This window comes from Paraburkholderia sp. MM6662-R1, from assembly GCF_050436245.1.
Classification (GTDB): domain Bacteria; phylum Pseudomonadota; class Gammaproteobacteria; order Burkholderiales; family Burkholderiaceae; genus Paraburkholderia; species Paraburkholderia tuberum.
The window spans coordinates 298574-320803 of the sequence record NZ_JBNDLV010000003.1; the positions used below are offsets into that span (position 1 = coordinate 298574).

Consider the following 22230-nt stretch of genomic DNA (forward strand, 5'->3'; position numbering starts at 1 on the left):
TTGCTCAGGTGCTCGACGAAGCGAGCAGGTCTCTTGCTTCCTCGGCTGTACCGCGCCCGCCGTGAGCGGTCTGCGGGAAGCGCGCGTGCAGATGCGCGCCGAGGTTGATCCAGTCGTAGGCGGCGTGGATGGTTCCGCGCCAGCCCGACGCCGTATCGAAGCTCGCCGGAAACCGCGGGTCGCCGCCGAGGTCGCGCAGACGCTGCGCGAGTTCATCGGCGAGCGCGACGTAACGCTGTGCATCGCGAGCCGATCCGATCGAGCACTGTTCGAGTTCGCGGATGCCGTCGATCAGCGCCGCATCGAGCGGCAGCAGCCGGATCGCGTCGAGCGTCGCTTCTTCCATCGTCGACTGCGGCGTCACGCCATGCGCGCCGAGCGTGACCATGCAGGCGGTCTGCATCATCCGTTGCAGCGCGTACTCGAGCACCTTCCATTGGCCGCGCTGGAGTGCGCCCTGGGCATCCTCTCGCGCGTTCTCGAGACCGATGTTGGCCCAGATGATCTCGAGACCCGCTTCGGCGAAGCGCCCGGCGGGCATCGGCAGCAACTGGGCACCGCTCGCGCGGCCGCCCGCGAGGCGCGCGCCGTCGATCGAAATCAACGGCGCGCGCGACACCGGCGTCGACGTCGCCTGCTGACGTGCGTGGATTTCTCCGCTGCCCTTCCAGCGCAGGCTGACGAGACCCAGCCGGCTGAAGTCCGCGATCAGCGCGCGCTGCCGGCTCGCCGCTTGCGCGTCGCCACGGCTGGCGATGGCCGTGCATGGCGTGTCGAAGGTGATCGCTCGCCAGGCCTCGGCCGCTTCGTCGTCGAGCGCAAAGACGTCGCTACCTCGCAGCACGTGGACCCGTTCGCCGATCTGCCAGGTCGTCGTGTCCTTGCCGGGGCCAATCAGCACGTTGTCGGCCATGAGGCTCACACCGTTGACGCCGAACTCGCGGATCAGCGCGACCCCCGCCGCGAGGAACCCGCTTTCGGCGCCATGCTCGCGCGGCGCGTGCAGCAGGCTCCACAGACGGCCGACGCGGCCGGCGTCGACGGCCGCGCGTTCGAGTTGCAGCGACAGCCATTTCGGGCTCATGTAGCACTCGCCGAGGCGCGCCACGTGACTCTTCGCCGCATGAAACGCGGCGGTCCTGATCCAGGCGCGTGCGTAGTCGGGCTCGCCGAGCGCGAACATCGCCACCGCATAACGGCCGGTCTCGCGCGCGAAATCCTCGAACCACAGCGCCACCGCCTCGCAGAGCGCCTCGCGGCCAAGCGCCGCTTGCAGCGTCTCGATCAACGCCGGGTTGTCGATCGGCAGCGCGCCGATAAAGCGCTGGCACCGTTCGAGCAGATTCCACGACAGACGCGCGACCGCGCGCCGGCCTTTGCCGAGCGCTGCGCGAACCTGCGCGAGTTCGCGGCGCAGCCGCGCCGGACTCAGCAACCTGACCTCGACGCGGCGGCCGTCGATGAACAGGATGTACGGCATCGTGGCTGGCTCTAGCCCGCTATCGACGATCGCGACGAAGTCGACGTCGGAGCGCTCGTTGCCGAAGCCTTCGGCGATCGAGCCTTCGAGAAACACGGCGCTCGGTACCCGCTGTTCGAACTGGGCGCCGAGCGCGGCCCGCGCTTTTTGCCAGAGCTCGGCGAGCATCGGATCAGTCATCAACATGGTTAGGCTTCCTGAGCGTCAAGCCGTGCGCGGCACGAAGTAGCCCGCCGCGATCCCGTAACGAAAGATCCTGCGCAGCAGCGTTTTGCCCGTCGCGCGAGGCAGGGCCGGCAGAATCGCGGCGGTCGCGTCGCGTGCAAAGCGCACCTGGCGAGTCAGGTACGACTCGTACAGTTTCACGACCTCGTCGTAGTAACGCCGCTCGAGCGGTTTCATCGCGGCGGCGTCGAAGACATGCCGCGGCACATAGCGAGGCACGTGAAACGAGGGAAACTCCGCGCAGACGTCATTGATTTCGCGCAGCGTCGTCGGCGTGCCCGAGGTCAGATGCAGCGTGCGTCCGCGCACGAGCGGAAACTTCGCCAGCGCTTCGACGACGCAGTCCGCGACCCAATCGATCGGCACGATGTTCAGCGTCGCGCCGTAGTCGCCCGGCATCGTGCGCACGAGTCCCGCGGCCGTCAGGCGCACGACGGTGTACAGCGTGTCGAACTTGCGGATCACGCCGCTCGCCGAGTCGCCGACGATGATCGACGGGCGCAGCACCGCCGCCGGCAGACCGCTGCGCATCGCCGCTCGCACCGACTGTTCCGCGCGGTACTTGCTCTGCTCATACGGGTTGCCCAGACGCTGACCGAGCTCGAGATCGTCCTCGCTGAACACGCCGGGGCGCTCGCCGCAGACGTAGGCGGTGCTCACGTAGAGCAGCGGAATCGGCGCGTCGCCGCTACCTTGCGCGAACTCGACGATGCGCTCGGTGCCGCGAAAGTTGATCGCGTCGTAGACCTCGGGCTTGCGCCCGAAGCTGGTTAGCGCGGCACAATGGACGATCGCGCCCGTTGCCGCGCGCAGTGCCTCGTAGGTGTGCGGATCGAGCCCAAGCCTGGGCTCGGCGACGTCGCCCCGCACACATGCGAAGGTTCCGGCAGCGGGCGTGTGGCCGCCGTACGGTGTTGCCGCGAGCGGTGTGCCGTCGTTGCGGACAACCGGTCCATCGGAGCGCAAGAATGCGACGACCGGGTACCCCATCGCCGTCAGCCGGGCGATCACTTCGGCGCCCAACAGACCTCGCGCACCGGTGACGAGAACGTGCTTATCCATCGTGGGTGACCATCCAGGGTTGCGTGTCATTTGAGGAGAAGCCCGGCCAGCAGTCCGAGCTCGACGGCGACGATGAAGCGGGTGCCAGCCCAGCGTGGCCGGCCCGGTCTGCTCGCGGGGCCCGGCCAGCTCGCGTTGAGCCAGACGAGCCACACGAGCGGCAGCGTTGCGGCATAGATCGAATACGTTTGCGACAGGCTTGCCAGGCGCGAGAGCGATACGTTGATGCCGAGCGCCAGAATCAGCAGGGCATTCAGCGCGACCCGAATGGCGCGCGCCGACAGGAGATAGGGCTGCAGTGCGGTGGTGCCGACCTTGCGCGAGAACTTCCAGAACTCATAGCCGGTCCACATCGAACCCGCTACGCACACCACGACGTAGAAGCTCAGTTCGCGCCCAGCAACGTCGCGCCACAAGAAAAAGCCGTACATGAAGATGGCGAAGGGCGCACCCTCGAAAAAGGGTAGGCACAGCAGCGGGTGGGTCGGGAGCAGCCGCTTGAAGACGAACGGCGCAGCGAAGGCCAGTGCGGTGGCGGCAGCGGCGGCCGTCCTCGCGTGCCCCATGCCGGTGTTCAGCGCAACGAGCAGGATCGCGCTTGCCGCGAGGCTGGCGACGAGGCGTGTGCGTCGCGCCTCGCGTCGCGCCAACAGCGCGTGCCCGGCGGGATAGTCGCGTTCGAGGTCGTCGAGGTCGTCGATCAGGCGAAGCTGGACGAACAGCAAAAAAAACGACGCAAGACCGGCCAGCAAGCGCCAGCCCGGTTCAATGGCGACGCCGGCTATCCGTCCGTATAGCAGCAGCGAGCAGACGAACGCGCCGGCGATCGGCACCGCCTCTGTCGCCAGCGGCATGCGACCGAGCGTGTGGCCGAACGCGGCTGCCGCAGTGGCGAGCCGGCCACGTCTCGCGTGCGGGGTGACCAGCGAAAGGCGCGGGCTCATGTGCGCAACCCCTCATTGGCGTCTACACGGACGGCGGCGTGCCGGATGCATAGGTCCACTAGCGATCCGACCGTGAAATACGCTTCGGCGCGTTCTTCGTTCAACGCTTCCAGCGGCAGACGCTCGATGCCAAACACCTGCTCTAGTGCGACCACCGCTTCGACGAGCGACAGCGAGTCGAGGCCAAGATCTGCGATCAGCGAACTGTCGAGGCGAATCTCAGTGTTGAAGTCGCGCTGATGCTCGCGGCAGACGCGCAGTAACTGCGTGCGTACGACGCCGAATACGGTGTTGCGCGTCGACGCATTTTTCGGTGTGCTGGCCATGCTGGATCCCTTTCCGTTCACGCGTTGCTCGACGCGGCGTAGCGCCACGGCAGTGTCTGGCCGCCGGCCAGGATGCCCTGTGGATGCGCGAGCGCGACAGGCTCGATCGCCAGTTCCAGGCGGACGGCTTCGAGTGGCCGCTGCAACGCTTCTTCCCAGCGGTAGGAAAGGGGAATGAGCGCGCGCTTGCCACGCAGCCACGCGCGGCGCAGAAAACGATGGACCCAGAAGTTCGGCCACCACGGCGCAGTCAACGCGGTGCCGAGCAGACCGACGATGCGCGCGCGCATCGGTTCGAGCCCGCAGTCGAACGCGAGAAGCGAGGTCTCGCCGGCCCAGTCCTGGCCATAGCCCGTCAATACGTGCAGCAGGTCATGAATGCAGCCGGTGCGCTCGATGAACCACTGACGGTCCGGGCCGGGGAGAATTTCTTCGAGGCCCGCGGCCAGCCGGCTCGCCTGCAGCAGACCATCGGCGCTGTAGCCGCTGTGCTTCATCATCGCCATGTAAGCGCGGCCGAACGAGCCCGGCGGCAAGCGCAGCAGCGTGTCGGAATCCGCGAGCTTGCCGAGCAGTGACGGCTGCTCGGCAAGCAGCGCGCCGGCGCCGGGCTCGCCGAGAAAACGCTGGTACATCGCCTCCATCTGGCCGCCGTCGAGCGCGATCATCACTTCGTAGGCATGCTGAATATCGTCTACGTTCGCCCTCAATGCTTTGATCGCCCGCAAGGCGCGCGGCCAATCGATGTGGCGTCGCGCCAGCGCGTCGTCCTTCAAGGTTGCTGTCATCTGCGGCTCCCGGCAAAGATCAAGAGGGCGAGTCACGAGTGGCAACCGACCGGTGTCTCGCGATTCGGGTTCGGATACGGCAAAGAGGAATCAAGGCAGGTCGGCCACCAACTGTGGATGCTTTTTGCAGGGTTCATGCCAGTCGTGCGTCGGCAGCACGAAGGTCCTCCTCATTCCCTGCAAGAACGGACCGAAGTGCCCAGATCTCAAAAGGCCGCGCGGGTTTCGCGCCGATTGAAGCGGAGTCTGCGATTTGCCGACGCACGTTCGGGGCGAGCCCGTCGCAGCCTGCTGGATGTCGGTGCCGGGCCAACAGGCGAAGCGCATCTGTTGGTTGCAGATCGACTGCGGGACATTCGATACCGGCCCGGTACGCATGCCGACGTCCAAACATCTAAACGTGCGCATGTATCGCGCTGCCCTTTGAAATCTGGCTGCCCGCTTGCGTCATTGCTTCTGACGAGGACTCACGTCGCGCTGCAAGAGCGTGCCTGGCACGAACCGTGCGCCAGGAGCGCGAACAGTGAGTGGTGCGTATTGATGGTCGCGAAACGTATCGCTTGGGAATACTCACGAGGATGGAGGTAGAGCAATGAATCAGGCATGGAAGGCGAAAGCGGGGCAGTTCCTGCCGGGTGCGAATCTGACTGTGCTGCCGCACTGGGAGCGCGACGCGGTACCGAGCTACGATCGTGCCGAGGTCTCGGTGCCAGGGCGCCTTCACTTCGCGGTATTCGACTTTATGCAAATGGCGCCCGGCTTCGGCGGCGGCGGACTCGGCGTATCGACGAGCACAGTCGGACACCGGATCACCGTCACGAAGACGACCAACGGCGAGGGCGGCTGCGACGTGCCGAGCGGGCGGCACATGCTCGAGTTGTTCAAGCGAGCCGTCGGCTACGCACGTGACGACATCCGCGTCGATCGGGTGCGCAGCATCCAGCACCAGCACAGCGGCTTCGGCTCGAATGTCTCGTTCAACACCGCGACGCTCGCCGGCTTGAACGCGTTGTTCGGCTCTCCGTTTTCGCCGCACGACATGTGGGAAATGATCACCCGCAACTACGTCGAGACCGCGAAGGATGACGAGCACGTGTATTTCGGACTGGAGACCGGCGTCGGCGAAGCGTGCCTGTTCTTCGGCGGTCTGGTCTGGGTCGACGAGAAGCACGGCAACGGCCGTTTTCTTGGCAACCTGAGTTCGGAAAACCTGTGGGTGACCACCGCCGTTGGCAACTACGACACGCTATCGACCGAAGCGCTGCGCGCCCATGGCGAAGGCGCGGACATGTCCGGCACCACCGAGGCGGGCTTCGTGCCGACGCATTTTGTCGAGTGGCAGAAGCGCTACGGCATCGCGTGGCGCAACTTCATCGAACAGAAATTGCGGCCGGCACTGCATCGCAACGACCTGTTCGCGTTTCTGAAGCACGGCTGGGAACTCAACAGCATGAGCAACATGAAGGTGCTCGAAGGCATTTTCCGGACCGACGTGATGCGCGAGTTCGAGGAGACGATGCAACGCGAGGGCGCGGTGTACGCGGGGATGAGCAGCGCGGGTCCGGGCTTCTATGCATTCTCCGACTGCGAGGACAAGGCAAAGCACCTCGCGGCGGTGATGATGCATCGGTTCAGCGATTTCATGAGCGAGATGACGGTGGCCCGCGCGGGCCAGAAGCTGTCCATCGACGTCGCCGTCTAGGCGCATTCCTGCGAGCCCTCGCGAACCTTTCCACCGAGACCGATCGAACATGGCCAAGCGCGTCACCTTCGTCAACACGAACCAGATCAAACCGGCGATTGCGCCGATTGCATTCGACTACCTGTCGGCGCCGATGGAGCGAGCCGGGTTCGCGCTCGATTTGCTCGACCTGTGCTTCTCCGACGATTGCGAGGCGGCCATTGCCGCGCACTGCCGCACCGCCGCGCCGGATTACTGGGGGGTGACGCTGCGAAATACCGACGACGTCTATTTTTCCAGCGGCTACAGCTTTCTCGACAGAATCAGGGACATCGTCGCGTTGCTTCGGCGCGCGCGCGCGGTTCCGGTCGTGATGGGCGGCGCGGGCTACTCGGTGATGCCGGAAAAACTGCTTGCTTACCTCGACGCCGACTTCGGCATCGTCAGGGAAGGTGAATTCAGCTTTCCCGAGCTGCTGACCTGCCTCGAAGAAGGCAGGAGTTTCACGCACATACCCGGCGTGGTTTACCGCGATACGGCCGGGGTGCGCGCTACGCCGCTCGCCCCGAACGCATGCGGACCGCTGGCCAGCATCGGGCCTCACAAACGCGAGCTGGTCGACAACCCCCACTACTTCGCCAAAGGCGGCCAGATCGGCATCGAAACGAAGCGCGGTTGCAATCGCTCCTGCATCTATTGCGTCGAGCCGCTGATCAAAGGCCGCACGGTGCGCATGCGCGAACCCGATGATGTCGTCGCCGAGATGGCATCGCTCGAAGAACGCGGGGTCAACGTCTTTCACATCAACGACTCGGAATTCAATCTGAGCGTCGCGCATCCTCTTGCGCTGTGCGCGGCCATCATCCGGCACGGGCTCGCCGGCAAAATCCAGTGGTATGCGTACGGTATGCCGCGGCCGTTTCCCGATGAACTCGCGGCCGCGATGAAAGCAGCCGGTTGCGTCGGCATGAACTTCGGCGTCGACACCGCCAGCGAAACGATGCTGAAGATACTGCGCCGCACCTTTTGCGCCGACGACATCGAGCATGCGGTCAATACGGCGAAGCGCCACGGCCTCGAGCACATCATCGAGCTGCTGTTCGGCGCCCCCGGCGAGACGCAGGAAACCGCGCGCGAGACGATCGAATTCATCAAGCGGGTCGATCCGGAGCGCGTTTCGGTGACGGTCGGGCTGAGGATTTTCCCCGGCACCGAACTCGAGCAGATGATTCGCCGCGAAGGCCTGCACGTCGGAAATCCGAATCTTCACGGCCATATCGAAGGCAACGACGATCTGCTGCATCCGGTGTTCTATCTGCCGACCGCATTGGGCCCGGACCCGCAGCAATTCATTGCCGATCTGATCGGCAATGATCGGCGGTTCTTCGGGACCAACGCGAGTCTGTTCAACTACAACGCAAACGACGCGCTGGTCGAAGCGATCGCGCAAGGCGAACGGGGCGCGTATTGGTCGATCCTGAACCGGATCGAGAAACGCTTCGAAGCGGCCCACGACGCTCGCGGATGTCACCGCACGCCCGCGGCCGGTGGCGATGCGGATTGGGCACCGATCGAGGTTGTGCCGATCGAGCAAAGTGCCTGATGCGGTGTGCGATGCCCGAAGCGGCCAGTCATCCAGTGGCTTGCGTACTTTCAACCCAGGAGGAGTGCATGCTTTTAGAAAACAGCCAGCCAGAGCCGTACAGGATCAAGATGGTCGAGCCGATCAGGCTGATCGACCGCGAGCAACGGCAGGCGCGGCTTGTCGCCGCCGGGTACAACGTCTTTCGCCTCGAAGCAGACGACGTCTACATCGATCTGATGACGGACAGCGGCACCTCCGCGATGAGCGCGAACCAGTGGGCCGGCATCATGACCGGCGACGAATCATATGCCGGTTCCCGCAGTTTCATGAAGTTGACGCAGGCCGTGCGGGACATGCTCGGCTTCGACTACGTATTGCCGACCCATCAGGGCCGGCCGGCCGAGCACTTCCTGTTTCGGACCCTCGTGCGCCCAGGCCAGGTGGTGCCATTCAACGCGCCGTTCGATTCGACCGAGGCACACGTATCGATTGCCGGCGGGACCGCGATACCGTGCGTCGCCGAAATCGGCTACCAGCCCGCTGTCGAGCACCCGTTCAAGGGCGACGTGGATGTGCAGAAGCTGCGCAACGTGATCGAAAGCGAAGGGCGCGACAATATTCCGCTGATCATGGTCTCGCTGACGAACAACGCGGGCGGCGGCCAGCCGGTCTCGATGGCGAACCTGCGCGCGGTGAGGGCGTTGGCCGATGAGTTTGCGATTCCGGTCTACTTCGATGCGGCGCGCTGCGCGGAGAATGCTTACTTCATCCAGCAGCGCGAGAGCGGCTATGCGAACCGGTCCGTGGCGGAAATTCTGAAGGAGCAGTTTTCCTATGCCGAGGGCTGCACGTTCAGCTGCAAGAAGGACGCGCTGGTCAACATCGGCGGCTTGCTCGCGACACGGTCGCGCACGCTCTATGAGCAGGTCGTGCCGCTGCTCGTGCTGTACGAAGGTTTCGTCACCTACGGAGGGATGGCGGGCCGCGATCTCGAGGCACTCGCGATCGGTCTGCGCGAGATGGTCGACGACCGATACCTGCAACACCGAGTAGGTCAGGTCGAACGGCTAGGGGACACACTGCTTGCCGGCGGCGTTCCGATACTGAGACCGACCGGTGGACACGCGGTGTACGTCGATGCGGCCGCCTTCCTGCCGCACCTGCCGCGCTCGCAATTCCCGGCCGAGGCGCTGGCTGCCCAGCTTTATCTGGAGGGCGGCGTGCGCGCCGTCGGTCTGGGCTCGTTGGCGTTCCTGAAAGAAGATCCGTCGACGGGCACCGTCAGCGCCCCGCGGCTGGAACTGCTGAGGCTGGCCATTCCTCGCCGCGTCTACACCGATAGCCACCTCGCGGCGGCTGCCGCCGCGTTGATCCGGGTCTACCAACGACGCGATGCGATCCGGGGAATGCGCATCGTCTCGGCACCGTCGATGCTCAAGCACTTCACCGCGGTCCTCGCGCCGATCGAGGCCCGTGACGACATGCTTGCGGAGTCTCGGGAAGTTATGGTCTGAGGTGATTTCATGTCGAATGGTGTCTTCGAAACGCTTGAGCTCAAACCGCATGCTTATCCGGGGGTTCTGGTCACGTTGTGCGGTGTGGATGGGGCAGGGAAGTCGTCACTGATGGAAAGGCTCGAAAGCGCGTGCACGCGTGCGGGGCTCAACTGCGTGACGACGTTTACGCCGACCCGTAGGATCCGCAAAGATGCGCTGTTCCGGGATATGGTGGACAGCCACTGGCATACATCGAGCGCCGGTTCCGGACTCGACGTAAACCGACGGCGCGTCGACATGCTGGGCATTCTGCTGTCCATCATGGGAGACCTCGTCCAGCATCTGACCGACACGGTCATACCGGCACTGGAACGCGGCGACGTCGTTTTCTGCGACCGCTACGTGTTCACCTCTCAGGCTGAAATCGGCACGCGTTCCGATCCCGCTGAGACTGCGCCTGTGCTCCGCAGCATCGCCGGTCACTTGCTGCGTCCCGATGTCGCCTTTGGTCTGAACGTTTCCGGCGCGACTTCACACCGTCGCGTGCGGGCAAGGAACGACGAGAACGACCAGCCGCCGCCGATGAGCTTTCTGACGCGTCAGGTGGCGGCCTATCGCGCCGTGTTCGAGGTCAACGGCGTCGTCGCGCTGGATGCGGAGCGCAGTCTCGACGAGACGTTCTGTCAGGCACTCAGTCATCTCGTGGCTATCGACCGTGTTGCGGGGCGGTTGGGCTCTCTCGGGGCGGAATGTCCTACACGAAGCGTGGCGGCATGCTGAGGCTTCGACCTGCGCCCGGGAAGCCGGATTCGGGCATCGAGGTATGCGACAAAATGCGCGTCGACACGTTTTGACGAGCATCTATCCTTCGAGGAAGGACCATGATGCATGGAACATCAGAGCCAGGGAGACGACGATGCTTAGCCCACATGAGATCGCAACGCTCATGCTTCTCGAGACAAACCCCCGTCCAGAAAATTTCGATCCCGGCGATCTCGACGCGTTGTGCGAGCGCCAACTTGTATTTGTGGAAAAGCTCGCGTCTGGATACGCGCGAGGGCGTCTGACCGCGCAAGGACGCTCGATATTGCGGTCGGTCGGGAGGGTGATCTCGGGAGGGTGAACTAGTGCCTCGCTCTGCATCGCCTGGGAGCTGTGACCTTCAGGAGCAAAATGACCGTTGAAGCGCACGCACGCATGCGGGGAATAGTGGGCACCGGAATGTGACGGGCGACGCTCGCGCTCAGCGGGCTAGGCCGCCAACGGGACAGCGCCCGTACATTTGATTTCATCGAGGCAAACGCTGGACTTGACTCCGCTCACGCCCGGAATGCGCATCAGCGTATCCAGCAGAAACTCCGACAGCGCTTTCAGGTCTTGCGCCACGACCTTGAGCATGTAATCGATATCACCCGTTACGACGAAGCATTCCTGAACCTGGGTGAGTTCCGAGATCATTCGCTTGAACTTCGACAGGTCGCGTACATGGCCTCGCTCCATCGTCACCTGGATGAAGGCCACTACGCCAAAGCCCAGCAGCTGCGCGTCGAGCCGCGTCTCGTAGCGTTTGATCACACCCATTTCCTCGAGCCGGCGATGCCGCCTCAGCGTTTGCGCGGGCGACAGTTTGATCGCCTCCGCAAGTTCGAGATTGGAGATGCGCCCCTGGGACTGAAGAATCTCCAGTAGACGCACGTCGATACGGTCGATGTCGATTGCCTGCACTTTTATTTCCTCGTTCTCCAGTGAAATGAAATATTAATGCACAAATCAGGGTTTGTCTGCGTCTGCAAGGAAATCCAATTGCGTCGATAAAAATTTACACTGAATCCAGATGGCGCTGCAACGACGCCGGCAGATGCGTTGAGAGAGTGGTCCGAGGACGCTGCCTGCCTGGCGATTGGAGAAATTTGCTTTCATTTTTCCGACACCCGGCACCACTCGGTGCCGGTTGCTCGCCACAAATCATTCACCCTCTGCTGAACCTGAGAGATCATGGCCGACCTGTTTGACAATCCAATGCAACTGATGGGCTTCGAATTCGTTGAATTTGCCTCGCCCGTACCCAATGTCCTTGAACCGCTGTTCGAGCAGATGGGCTTCACACTGGTGGCTCGCCACCGTTCGAAGGACGTGCTGCTTTACCGCCAGGGCGAAATCAACTTCATCGTCAATCGCGAGCGCAACAGTGCGGCCGCTTACTTTGCCGCCGAGCATGGCCCGAGTGCGTGCGGCATGGCATTTCGCGTGAAGGATTCGCACAAGGCCTACGCCCGCGCGCTGTCGCTAGGGGCTCAGCCGATCGAAATCGCAACCGGTCCAATGGAGCTGAGATTGCCGGCAATCAAAGGCATTGGCGGCGCACCGCTTTATCTGATCGACCGCTTCGAGGACGGCAAGTCGATCTACGACATCGATTTCGAGTTCATCGAAGGTGTCGAGCGGCGGCCGGCCGGTCATGGCTTGCGCCTCGTCGACCACCTCACGCACAACGTCTATCGCGGCCGCATGACGTATTGGGCCAACTTCTACGAGACTCTGTTCAACTTCCGTGAGCTACGCTACTTCGACATCGAGGGCGAATACACGGGTCTCACGTCGAAGGCGATGACGGCGCCGGACGGCAAGATCCGCATTCCATTGAACGAGGAATCTGGCAAGGGGAGCGGGCAGATCGAGGAATTCCTGATGGCCTTCAATGGCGAGGGCATTCAACACATCGCGTTCCTGACGGACGATCTGATAACGGTTATCGACAATCTGCAGATGGCAGGCGTGCCGCTGATGACGGGGCCCAACAGCTACTACTACGATGCGCTCGAGACGCGCTTGCCGGGCCACGGTCAACCGGTGGGCGAATTGCAATCGCGCGGCATCCTCCTCGACGGAACGACGGCAGACGGGTCGCCGCGCCTGCTGCTGCAGATTTTTTCCAAGCCGCTGCTTGGCCCTGTCTTTTTCGAATTCATCCAGCGCAAGGGTGATGAAGGTTTCGGCGAAGGCAATTTCAAGGCGCTGTTCGAGTCGCTCGAACGCGATCAGATCGAGCGGGGCACGCTGAAGGTTTGAGCGCGTACAACCCCGTTGATAGCTCTCGACCAGAGCAGGCGAAAAGCGAGGCGTGGCGTCCAGAACCAACCGCAGGACACAGGAGACAACATCGTGGCACACCAGCAACAGGGCACGCTACAGCGCGGCCTGAAGAATCGTCACATTCAGTTGATCGCGCTAGGAGGCGCAATCGGCACCGGCCTCTTTCTCGGCATCGCGCAGACCATCAAGACGGCAGGGCCGTCCGTGTTGCTCGGGTACGCGATCGCGGGCATCGTCGCCTTCTTCATCATGCGGCAGCTCGGCGAAATGGTCGTCGACGAGCCGGTGGCGGGATCCTTCAGCTACTTCGCAGGCAAATACTGCGGCCAATTCTCCGGCTTCGTGTCCGGCTGGAACTACTGGGTGCTGTACGTTCTCGTGTCAATGGCAGAACTGTCGGCCGTTGGCATCTACATGCAGTACTGGTGGCCCGGTCTGCCCGCGTGGGTCTCCGCGCTCGTCTGCTTTTGCGTCATCAACGCGATCAACCTCACCAGCGTGAAGTCGTACGGCGAGCTCGAGTTCTGGTTCTCGATCGTCAAGGTCGCGGCGATCGTCGGCATGATCGGCTTCGGCGGCTACCTGTTGATTTCGGGCCACGCAGGCCCTGACGCGGGCGTGGCCAATCTCTGGCGCCACGGCGGCTTCTTTCCGAACGGCGTGTCGGGCCTCGTGATGGCGATGGCTGTCATCATGTTCTCGTTCGGTGGACTGGAACTCGTCGGCATTACGGCCGCCGAGGCGGAAGATCCTTCGCACACCATCCCGCGCGCGACCAACCAGGTGATCTACCGGATCCTGATTTTCTACGTCGGCGCACTCGGCGTGCTGCTGTCGCTGTATCCGTGGGAAAAAGTCGTTACGGGCGGTAGTCCGTTCGTGCTGATCTTTCACGCGATGAATAGCAACTTCGTCGCCAACGTGCTCAATGCGGTGGTGCTCACCGCCGCGCTGTCGGTGTACAACAGCGGCGTCTACTGCAACAGCCGCATGCTTTACGGCCTCGCAGGCCAGGGCAATGCGCCGCGCGCTCTGCTGAAGGTGAACGCCCGCGGGATTCCGCTCGTCGCGCTGGGTGTTTCCGCCGTGGCGACGGCCACCTGCGTGGTGATCAACTACCTGATGCCCGGCAAGGCATTTCAATTGCTGATGGGGCTCGTCGTCTCGGCGCTCATCATCAACTGGGCAATGATCAGCATCATTCATTTGCGATTCCGCGCTGCGAAAGCGCGAGCCGGTGAGACGACCGTATTCCGCAGCCTGGGCTATCCGCTTACCAACTATCTGTGTCTGGTGTTCCTTGGCGGCATTCTGGTGGTGATGTGGCTGATACCGGATCTGCGCATGTCGGTCTACCTGATCCCCGTTTGGCTCGTTGCGCTGGGCGTCGGCTATCGCTTGCGCAATCGACGCGCGGACGCCTCCGTACCAGTTGGTGTGCCGATGCGCTAGGCACCGCGTTTCTGCAACCATTTGGCCTAATCCAGGGAATCAGCATGTTTGAACACATCGATGCCTATGCGGGCGACCCGATCCTCACATTGAACGAGAACTTCGCGAAGGATTCGCGCGACCACAAGGTCAATCTGAGCATCGGCATCTATTACGACGATCAAGGCCGCTTACCGGTGATGCAAGCCGTACGCGAGGCTGAAGGACAACTGCTCGCCGAGCTCGGTCCAAAGCCGTACCTGCCGATGGCGGGCTTCGCCCACTACCGCGATGCCGTGCAATCGTTGGTGTTCGGCGACGACTCGCCCGCACGTACCGAGGGGCGCATCGCGACTGTGCAGACCTTGGGCGGCTCGGGCGCGCTCAAGGTCGGTGCGGATTTCATCAAGCGCTATTTTGCGGGCTCACGGGTATGGGTCAGCGATCCGACGTGGGAAAACCACCGTTTCATCTTCGAGCGCGCGGGATTCGAAGTCGACACGTACCCGTACTACGACGAATCGAGCGGCGGGCTCAAGTTCGAAGAGATGCTATCGGCCATCGACGCGCTGCCGGCGCGCAGCGTCGTCCTGTTGCACGCGTGCTGTCACAACCCGACGGGCGTCGATCTGAACGACGCGCAATGGGTGCAACTGATCGAGGTCATCAGGAAGCGGACCCTGCTGCCATTCATCGACATGGCGTATCAGGGCTTCGGCGCGGGCATCGACGCGGACGCATTTGCGATTCGTGAACTCGTGCGCCAGAACGTGCCGGCGTTGGTGGCCAATTCGTTCTCGAAGAACTTCTCGCTGTATGGCGAGCGCTGCGGCGGACTGTCGGTGATTTGCGAGTCGCCGGATGTTGCCGGGCGCGTATTGGGTCAATTGACGAGCGCTGTGCGCGCGAACTACAGCAATCCGCCGACGCACGGCGCAAAGATCGTAGCGCGCGTGCTGACAACACCGGCAATGCGGCAATCATGGCAACAAGAGCTTGCATCGATGTGCCGGCGCATCATGCGTATGCGTGCGGAGATCCATGAACGCCTGCGCGGCAAGGTGCCGGACACGATGCTCGCGCGCTACGTCGAGCAGCGCGGTATGTTCACGTACACCGGGTTGTCGGCAGACCAGGTCGACACGCTGCGCGAACGACACGGCGTCTACTTGATCCGGTCCGGGCGCATGTGCGTCGCCGCGCTCAATGACAACAACGTTGCGACGGCTGCGGAGGCCATCGCGAGGGTCATCTTGCGGGCAGGCGATTGAGACTACTGCCGCAAGCCTGGAGCCGCGGCTGGACACGCGATCAGTCCGGCTAAGGTGCGCGCGATGGCGGATCGGTTCCAGACCGACGTCGAAGCCGTCGCTAGCGCTCTCGATGCGGTGCGCGGCATGGAAATCGTCCTTTTCAGTTTTGTCGCGCGCTCGCGTTGCCGCTGTGCTTGAGCGTCGGATCGAGCAACGAACCCTTGACGTCGAGCGAAGACGCTTGCCCGAGTTTCGCGTAGTCGTTCTCGAGCCATACGTTCGCCACTTCGCGGCCACGCTCGAAGAGCGTTTTGAGCAATGACCAGGACGTGCTGCTCTTGGAAACAAAACCGAACTTCGCGAGAAAATCGTCGTCGCGAATCAGGTGAAACCTGACGGGCTTGAAGCGGCTTTTGCGCGCCGCTTCCTCGCCGACCGAGTCGAGCACACGGTTGACCGCTTCGATCGCGTTGATCTCCAGTACGACGGACGCGTTGAAACCGATTTCATTGAGCCGGTCGAGAATGCCGCGCGCGTCTTTAGGCGGCATGTCGTGGCGCACGAACGGATTCGCGAGAACGAGAATCAGGTCTTGGGCATGGGCGATCAACGGCGCCAAAGGCGGGTTGCCCAGATAGCCGCCATCCCAGTACGGTATGCCGCCCACGCTGATGGTGCGAAACTCGCTCGGCAGGCATGCGGAAGCGCGCAATACGTCAATGGAAATCTCGGGGCGGGTGAAGATTGCGCGTTGGTTGGTTCGTACGTCGGTTGCGCAAATGAACAGTTGCGGGCCATCGCGCGTGGTATTGAGCGCGGTGAGATCCTGTTCGGGGAGGGCGGAACGAATCACCGGCCCGAGCGGATCGCGGTAAAACGGATTGCCATAAGGCGAAGCGACGAGTCCCACGGCCTCCAGCATGATGGCGGCGGGATTCCAGTCGATATTCCAGCCGCCGAATGGGCCGGGTTCGGAAAAGCCGAGGAGCGCGTTGCCCGCCAGCGCACCGGCGCGCGATACCGCTTCCCAGAAGGCGCGCAGCATCTCGCGTGCTTTCGGTGCGCCGCTGGTTGCGAGACCCGCCGCGCACAGCGTCGCATTGATTCCGCCCGCGCTTGCGCCGCTGATCGCCGCGATATCGAGCGGGGTTGCCTGCGACGAAGCCTCCAGCAGACGGTCGAGCACACCCCACGTGAAGGCGCCGTGCGAACCGCCGCCTTGCAGGGCAAACGCGACCTTGGGGCCGTTCTGTCGCGTCGGGTTCCGGGGTTGCTCCATCGCCATGGCTCCTTCGCGTCTTCATCGCGTTCCCGGCAATCTTACGCGCACGCGAGGATACTTGCGTCGGAAACGTCGAGCCTTTAATGGTTCGTCCTGTCCCGCATGCCATGGCGGATCGCCCTGGATGCTGCGATACTATTTATAGTCGCTATAGTCGCGCGCTGCGTAACCTACTAAAACGGTCCATGACAAAGAGGTTGACTGACACAAACCGGTGTGCCGGGACGGCATCGCGGGCTCACAGCTTTCGTCCGGGGGTACTTGGATGAAACGGCATCTCGATCTGGATTCCCGAGGCGCGATCACGCTAAACGGGCTGGCGCGCAGGCTGGGGCGTACCCGTGAGCAATTGATGCATCGCTGGATCGCCGAGACCTCGGAGCAGGCCGCGCACACCGATGCGGACAGCGGGCAGGGACTCATGGACTGCTTCGCCTATATGCTGGCCGAAGTATGCGCTGCCCTGCTGGTCGCCGAGAGCGACGCGTCACTATCCGCGCATGTGGCTGTCGCGCATCCCGGCAGGTTCTGGCCAGAGGGCTGGCGGGTCACGGATCTGTTTCGCAACATCGATCTGATGCAGCGCTTTCTGAAAGACGAGATCCGCGCGTATTTCGGTCCGGTTGCGGCTTCCGTCGACGTTCACATACGGGCACATGACATCGTCGAGCGCACGTTTCGCGCGATGATCGAAAACGCCATCGAGGCGCAAATGCAACGTCAGGCGGCCGAGGTGGCGGCGGCGCAGGACAGCCTGCACACGGCGCTGACCGCGCTGAAGCTCACCGAGGAGCGGCTGCGTGTCGCCACGAGCGCGGCCGGCATCGGCATCTTCGAGTGGTGTGGCGCCTCGCGACAAGGCGTGTGGGAAAACCGCCAGATGTACGAAATCACCGGGCAGCCCGAGGAGAGGGGACCGTTGACGGAAACCGAGTTCATAACGTCGGTCGTTCATCCCGACGATGTCGAACTGCTGAAATGCCATTTTCAGTCCCGGCTGGTCTCCGGCGAGCCGGTGCATGTCGCGTTCCGGCTGCACCGCGTCACCGACCGCGCGCTCAGGACCGTCGAAATGTTCGGGTATCTGCGTCCGCCCGTTCAGCAGGACGATTACACGTTCATTGGCAGCTTGTGCGACGTGACGGAGCGGACCGACGCGGAGGCGAAATTGCAGGACGCCGATCGCCGCAAGGACATCTTTCTGGCCACGCTCGCGCACGAGCTGCGCAACCCGTTGGCGCCCGTGCGTAACGCCGCGCATCTGCTGGGCCACGGCGCGGGAGCCGATCCCGCCAAACGTGAATGGCTGCGCAATGTGATCGAACGCCAGACCGGCCACCTGTCGCATCTGATCGACGACCTGCTCGATGTATCGAGGATCACCACCGGCAAGATCGAGTTGAAGCGCGAGGTCTTCGATATCAGGCTGGCACTCGACCACGCTCTCGAGATCACGATGCCGGCTGCGTTGCAGCGGCATCACGACATCGTGCGTCTGCCGCTCGCGCACCCCGTGTACGTCCACGGTGACCCGGCGCGGATCACCCAGACATTTTCCAATCTGCTGGATAACGCGATCAAATACACCGACGAGGGCGGCCGGATCGTCGTATGCGCGACGCTCGTCGGTCAGGAGGTATCCGTTACCGTGTCGGACACGGGCACGGGTATTTCGCGCGACGCACTGCCTCACGTGTTCGATCTGTTCGTACAGGGTTCCTGCCACGGCGAGCCGTCCAGGGGCGGTCTCGGGATCGGGCTCTCGGTGTGCAAGACGCTGACCGAGATGCACGGCGGGACCATTATCGCCAGGAGCGAAGGCAAGAACAGAGGCAGTGAATTCGAAATACGTCTACCCGTTTGCCAGGGCAGCAACCAGCAGGCTAAGGACGGTGCCGAAGCAGGTCGACCGCCGTCCGACCCATTGCGTGTTCTGATCGTCGACGATAACAGCGATGCCGCGCTGTCGCTCGCAATGATTCTCGACGCGCACGATGTGCGCACCGCACACAGCGGGGAAGAAGCGCTTCAGATTGCCGCTGCCTTCGAGCCGCAGATCGTTTTCCTTGATCTTGGTCTGCCGGGAATCAGCGGCTATGAGGTTGCGCGTCGGCTGAGGGATCGTCAGGCGGCCGGCAAGCGCCTTGAAATCGTCGCCGTGTCCGGATACGGACAGCCTGAGGACGTGACTCGCTCAGCGGGAGCGGGGTGTGATAGTCATCTCGTCAAACCCGTCGATATCGAAGAACTGCTTGCGATCATCAGGCGAATGACCAGCGAAAATCCGTCCACCGCGTAGTTTTCAATCGCCCCTCTTTGTGCGAGGCGGCGTTCTGGGGCGACGACGAAAAGCACTGTTAGGATTTCCCCGCTTATCAGTCGAATTCCCTCCCGGGAACGGCGTGGTGGGCGAGGGCGTCGGCGGTTTCGCGCCCGGAGACGAGGTCAATGTGATCCCGTCGTTCTTGATGAATCAGTACTTCACCTAGGGCGAAGTCATCATCGTGCCGGACCATGCAGTCGTCAGGCACCCGAAATCTCTTTCCTTCGCCGAGGCCGCGTCGGTGTGGATGATGTTCGTCACCGCATAAGGCGCGCTGATCGAAGATGCGAAGGTGGGCGCCGGCGACTATGTCGTCATACCGGCCGCTTCGAGCAGCGTTGGACTGGCAGCGATCCAGCTAGCGAATTACGCGGGGGCGACGTCGATCGCGGTCACGCGCCATGCCGGCAAGCGACAGCAGTTGCTCGACGCGGGTGCCGCACACGTGGTCGTCACGGACGAGTCGGACCTTGTCGAAGCGATCATGCGGATCACGGATGGAAAGGGGGCTCGCGTCGCTTTCGATCCGGTCGGCGGCCCGAACTTCGCGAAACTGGTCTGGGCGCTGTCCTTCCAGGGGGTCGCATATCTGTACGGCGCGCTAGACGAACGTGCCACGACGCTGCCCGTGCTGCCGATGATCGCCAAAATGATTTCCGTGAAGGCGCACAACATCTGGCTGACGAGTGGCGACCCGACGCGCCGAAAGGCTGCGGTGGAGTTCGTGCTCAAGGGGCTCGAAAGCGGCTCGCTGAAGCCGGTCATCGATCGCACCTTTGGGTTCGACGAGATCGTCGACGCGCACCGCTACCTCGAAACCAACGGGCAGTTCGGAAAGATCGTGGTAACGGTGTAGCCCGCGAACCGACATTGAGGTGAGGCAACGCGCTGCTTTTCCGCTTGATATCGTTGCTGGCCGCGTTCGCTCAAGCGCGGCCATCGCGAAGTGCTGAGGTCCAGTTCATGCAGCATGTGGCGGCATTGGGGTAGCGCATGACATGGCGATTCTTCGGTCGGATCGCGCATGCCGGCGTTGGTCTGGCTGTCGCGCGACCTTCATCACGGGCCCATCGGTACCGTTTCCACGCGTGCCCGGACTCACGCGTGTCAGGACACCACATCGGCCAGCGGCCGCCTCGGCGCATGACTGACGCGCGGGCCGCGGCCGACGCGGAGCAGAAGCTGCGGAATCGCCTCCGTTCCCAGCAGCGTCCGGAGCCGCTCGCGCAGCGGGTCCACTTCGATCGGCTGGTTCAGGTAGGAAGCGGTCAGTCCCGCGGATGCCGCGACCAGCAGCATCCGCTCGAGCGCCTGTCCCGCCGCGAGCCATGCCTCGCGGTCGTCGCGCATCGTGGCGATGCCGACCATCAGCGGCGAGCCTTGCACGAGGTGCTGATGCGTAGCGGGCTGTCCCGCGCCCACATCGAATACGCGGACGGCCAGGCTGACGAGCGGCGCCGCGAAGTCGAGCAATGCTCCGACAGCGGTACCGTAAGCCGGCATGCCATCGTCGCGCCGGCGCGGGTGGATCCAGCTGGCGAGCTCGCGACGGAAGCGTGGGTCCGCGAACTGCGCGTGATCGGCGTCGGCGATCAGTTGCGCAAGCGCCTCGCGTGCGGTCGTTTGCTCCACGCAACAGGCAATCGCGCCCTCGTCGTCGCAGGCGTCGCTGAGCTTGCGTTGCAGTGCGGCCGGAACGGCTTCGTCGGCGAACGGCGCACGCGTCGTCACGCGCGCCGTCAGCGCGTCGAAGAGTTCGCGCAGGTGGGGATCGCGAGCCCCGTCGCGCGACACGCGCACGAGCGCCACGATGTCGGGGTCGGCTTCCGATGGAAACAGCGTGATCGCATAAGCGAGACCGAGACGGCACAGCGCCACGCGAAGATTGAGCAACGCCGCGCCGCAGCTCATCAGAAGTTCGCGATCGAAAGGATCGACCACGGGAAGCGCGCGCATGCGGTCGGCGCAGATCTGTACGGTCTCGCCGTCGACGATGAACCGCCACGGTTGCGTGTTGTGATTCGACGGCGCGAGCACCGCATAATGCAGCGCAAAGCGCAGCTGCTGTTCCAGTGGCGTGGAGGCGTGGAAGTGCGGTTCGCCGATTTCCCACGCGTCATGTTGGGCGGCATCGTTCATCTCGAAGTCTCCTTTCGGATCGTTCCCGCGAGCACGCGGTTCGTGTCGTCATCGTGTCGCCGGGTACCGTGGCAGGTTTGTGGCAGGTCGACGTTTCAGATGTCTCGCGTACGCTTTGAGCGGGTCTCGCAGCGCAGAAGCGCTACAGGTCGTTTCCGTCGTCGAACAGCTTATGGCGGATCGCATAGCGAACCAGTCCGTTCTCGTTCGGCATCTGCATTTTTTCGAGGATGCGCGTCTTGTGCGTGCTGATCGTCTTCACGCTGACGCATAGTTCGTTGGCGATCTCGGTGATGCTCTCGCCTTCGACCAGGCGCCGGAACACGTCGAATTCGCGATCGGACAGCCGCTGGTGCGGCAGCGCGTCGGCAGGCTCGTTCAGGTTCTGGGCAAAGCGTTCGGCCATCGCGAGGCTGACATAAACGCCCCCTGACGCGACTTTCGTCACCGCGCCGACCAGTTCCGCGCTCGCGCTTTCCTTGGTCAGATAGCCGGACGCGCCCGCCTTGAACGCGCGCACCGCGTATTGCTGCTCGGCGTGCATCGTCAGCACCAGAATCCGCAGGCCGGGTTTTTCCTCCTTGATCTGCTTGATCAGTTCAATGCCATTGCGCCCCGGCATCGACAGGTCGAGCACGAGCACGTGGGCCTGCGTCGCGCGAATCAGCGCGATCGTCGTCGCGCTGTCGCAAGCTTCGCCGGCCACTTCGAAGCCGCTCGCCTGCTGCAGGATATGGCGCAGTCCGTCGCGTACGAGCGTGTGGTCGTCGGCCAGCAACACCTTGATCATGGGGTGATCTCTCCCGGTTGCATCCATTGCCAGGGAAACCTGACCGCAATCGCGAAATCGGCGCTTTGCGCTGTATCGATCTGGATGGAGTCGCCGAGCATGGGCGCGTGTTCGCGCACGCCGATCAATCCGAACGGTATTTCGTGACCGCTGGCTCAAACCGTCTCGCGATCGGCGTCTCGTTCACGATCTATTATCCGCTATCCGTGGCGGGCAGTCGGGCCGTTTGTGTGAGATGTCACTTCGGCCGTGTTTCGCCTTCGCCTGGCGGCGACTTTATTCAGCGCTTCCTGAACGAGGCGGAAGGACGAGGCTTGGCCGGGATTCATTAA

The 22230-nt window shown here is 63.2% G+C and carries 19 protein-coding genes; 10 read left to right on the forward strand and 9 right to left on the reverse strand.

Annotated elements, in window-relative coordinates; genetic code table 11:
* Positions 1-4 precede the first annotated feature (4 nt).
* The 5 genes from OKW39_RS23915 to OKW39_RS23935 all read right to left on the reverse strand — a co-directional run bounded on the left by OKW39_RS23915 (position 5) and on the right by OKW39_RS23935 (position 4825).
* On the reverse strand, positions 5-1666 hold the full coding sequence (locus OKW39_RS23915; protein WP_429563871.1) for a nucleotidyltransferase domain-containing protein: 1662 nt from the start codon (positions 1664-1666) through the stop codon (positions 5-7).
* Between the two features lie 18 nt (positions 1667-1684).
* On the reverse strand, positions 1685-2767 hold the full coding sequence (locus tag OKW39_RS23920; RefSeq protein ID WP_187615755.1) for an SDR family oxidoreductase: 1083 nt from the start codon (positions 2765-2767) through the stop codon (positions 1685-1687).
* A gap of 26 nt (positions 2768-2793) precedes the next feature.
* Entirely contained in the window at positions 2794-3600 is an 807-nt protein-coding gene (locus OKW39_RS23925) for a hypothetical protein (protein ID WP_429360533.1), read from the reverse strand.
* Between the two features lie 107 nt (positions 3601-3707).
* Positions 3708-4037 (reverse strand): phosphopantetheine-binding protein, encoded by a 330-nt coding sequence (locus OKW39_RS23930; RefSeq protein WP_429360535.1) that lies wholly within the window; start codon positions 4035-4037, stop codon positions 3708-3710.
* 17 nt (positions 4038-4054) lie between these two features.
* Positions 4055-4825, reverse strand: coding sequence for a Coq4 family protein (locus OKW39_RS23935; RefSeq protein WP_429360536.1), 771 nt, complete (start codon positions 4823-4825; stop codon positions 4055-4057).
* A 592-nt stretch (positions 4826-5417) separates the two neighbouring features.
* Between OKW39_RS23935 and OKW39_RS23940 the strand changes: the two genes are divergently transcribed.
* The 5 genes from OKW39_RS23940 (at position 5418) to OKW39_RS23960 (ending at position 10710) form a co-directional block, all read left to right on the forward strand.
* The gene (locus OKW39_RS23940; protein WP_429563872.1) at positions 5418-6527 is read left to right on the forward strand and encodes a hypothetical protein; all 1110 of its coding nucleotides are present in this window, start codon (positions 5418-5420) and stop codon (positions 6525-6527) included.
* Positions 6528-6576: 49 nt separating this feature from the next.
* On the forward strand, positions 6577-8109 hold the full coding sequence (locus OKW39_RS23945; RefSeq protein ID WP_429563873.1) for a B12-binding domain-containing radical SAM protein: 1533 nt from the start codon (positions 6577-6579) through the stop codon (positions 8107-8109).
* A gap of 68 nt (positions 8110-8177) precedes the next feature.
* Entirely contained in the window at positions 8178-9605 is a 1428-nt protein-coding gene (locus tag OKW39_RS23950) for a tryptophanase (RefSeq protein WP_429563874.1), read from the forward strand.
* 9 nt (positions 9606-9614) lie between these two features.
* Positions 9615-10367 carry a dTMP kinase gene (locus tag OKW39_RS23955; protein WP_429360542.1) on the forward strand — a complete coding sequence of 251 codons (753 nt, stop codon included), beginning with the start codon at positions 9615-9617 and terminating at the stop codon, positions 10365-10367.
* Positions 10368-10503: 136 nt separating this feature from the next.
* Positions 10504-10710, forward strand: coding sequence for a hypothetical protein (locus OKW39_RS23960; RefSeq protein ID WP_090811949.1), 207 nt, complete (start codon positions 10504-10506; stop codon positions 10708-10710).
* Positions 10711-10838: 128 nt separating this feature from the next.
* Here OKW39_RS23960 and OKW39_RS23965 read toward each other — a convergent pair whose 3' ends face one another.
* Complete coding sequence (locus tag OKW39_RS23965; RefSeq protein ID WP_090811524.1) at positions 10839-11312, reverse strand: Lrp/AsnC family transcriptional regulator; 474 nt, start codon at positions 11310-11312, stop codon at positions 10839-10841.
* Between the two features lie 270 nt (positions 11313-11582).
* On the opposite strand from OKW39_RS23965, the gene hppD reads away from it, so the two are divergent.
* From hppD to OKW39_RS23980, 3 genes are all read left to right on the forward strand, one after another.
* Positions 11583-12656, forward strand: a complete 1074-nt coding sequence (gene hppD / locus OKW39_RS23970) for a 4-hydroxyphenylpyruvate dioxygenase (protein WP_184011854.1) — start codon at positions 11583-11585, stop codon at positions 12654-12656.
* 93 nt (positions 12657-12749) lie between these two features.
* Positions 12750-14132 carry an amino acid permease gene (locus OKW39_RS23975; protein WP_429563875.1) on the forward strand — a complete coding sequence of 461 codons (1383 nt, stop codon included), beginning with the start codon at positions 12750-12752 and terminating at the stop codon, positions 14130-14132.
* Positions 14133-14176: 44 nt separating this feature from the next.
* A complete protein-coding gene (locus OKW39_RS23980) occupies positions 14177-15382 on the forward strand; it encodes an amino acid aminotransferase (RefSeq protein WP_090811518.1) in 1206 nt (401 codons plus the stop codon).
* 142 nt (positions 15383-15524) lie between these two features.
* On the opposite strand, the gene OKW39_RS23985 is transcribed toward OKW39_RS23980, so the two are convergent.
* Complete coding sequence (locus OKW39_RS23985; protein WP_429563876.1) at positions 15525-16643, reverse strand: patatin-like phospholipase family protein; 1119 nt, start codon at positions 16641-16643, stop codon at positions 15525-15527.
* A 268-nt stretch (positions 16644-16911) separates the two neighbouring features.
* Between OKW39_RS23985 and OKW39_RS23990 the strand changes: the two genes are divergently transcribed.
* Together OKW39_RS23990 and OKW39_RS23995 are read left to right on the forward strand one after the other, a co-directional pair.
* Positions 16912-18945 carry an ATP-binding protein gene (locus tag OKW39_RS23990; protein WP_429563877.1) on the forward strand — a complete coding sequence of 678 codons (2034 nt, stop codon included), beginning with the start codon at positions 16912-16914 and terminating at the stop codon, positions 18943-18945.
* Between the two features lie 316 nt (positions 18946-19261).
* Positions 19262-19825, forward strand: a complete 564-nt coding sequence (locus tag OKW39_RS23995; RefSeq protein ID WP_429563878.1) for a zinc-binding dehydrogenase — start codon at positions 19262-19264, stop codon at positions 19823-19825.
* A gap of 251 nt (positions 19826-20076) precedes the next feature.
* On the opposite strand, the gene OKW39_RS24000 is transcribed toward OKW39_RS23995, so the two are convergent.
* Together OKW39_RS24000 and OKW39_RS24005 are read right to left on the reverse strand one after the other, a co-directional pair.
* Entirely contained in the window at positions 20077-21108 is a 1032-nt protein-coding gene (locus tag OKW39_RS24000; RefSeq protein ID WP_429563879.1) for an Acg family FMN-binding oxidoreductase, read from the reverse strand.
* Positions 21109-21250: 142 nt separating this feature from the next.
* Positions 21251-21898, reverse strand: coding sequence for a response regulator (locus OKW39_RS24005; protein ID WP_090811511.1), 648 nt, complete (start codon positions 21896-21898; stop codon positions 21251-21253).
* Positions 21899-22230: the final 332 nt, after the last annotated feature.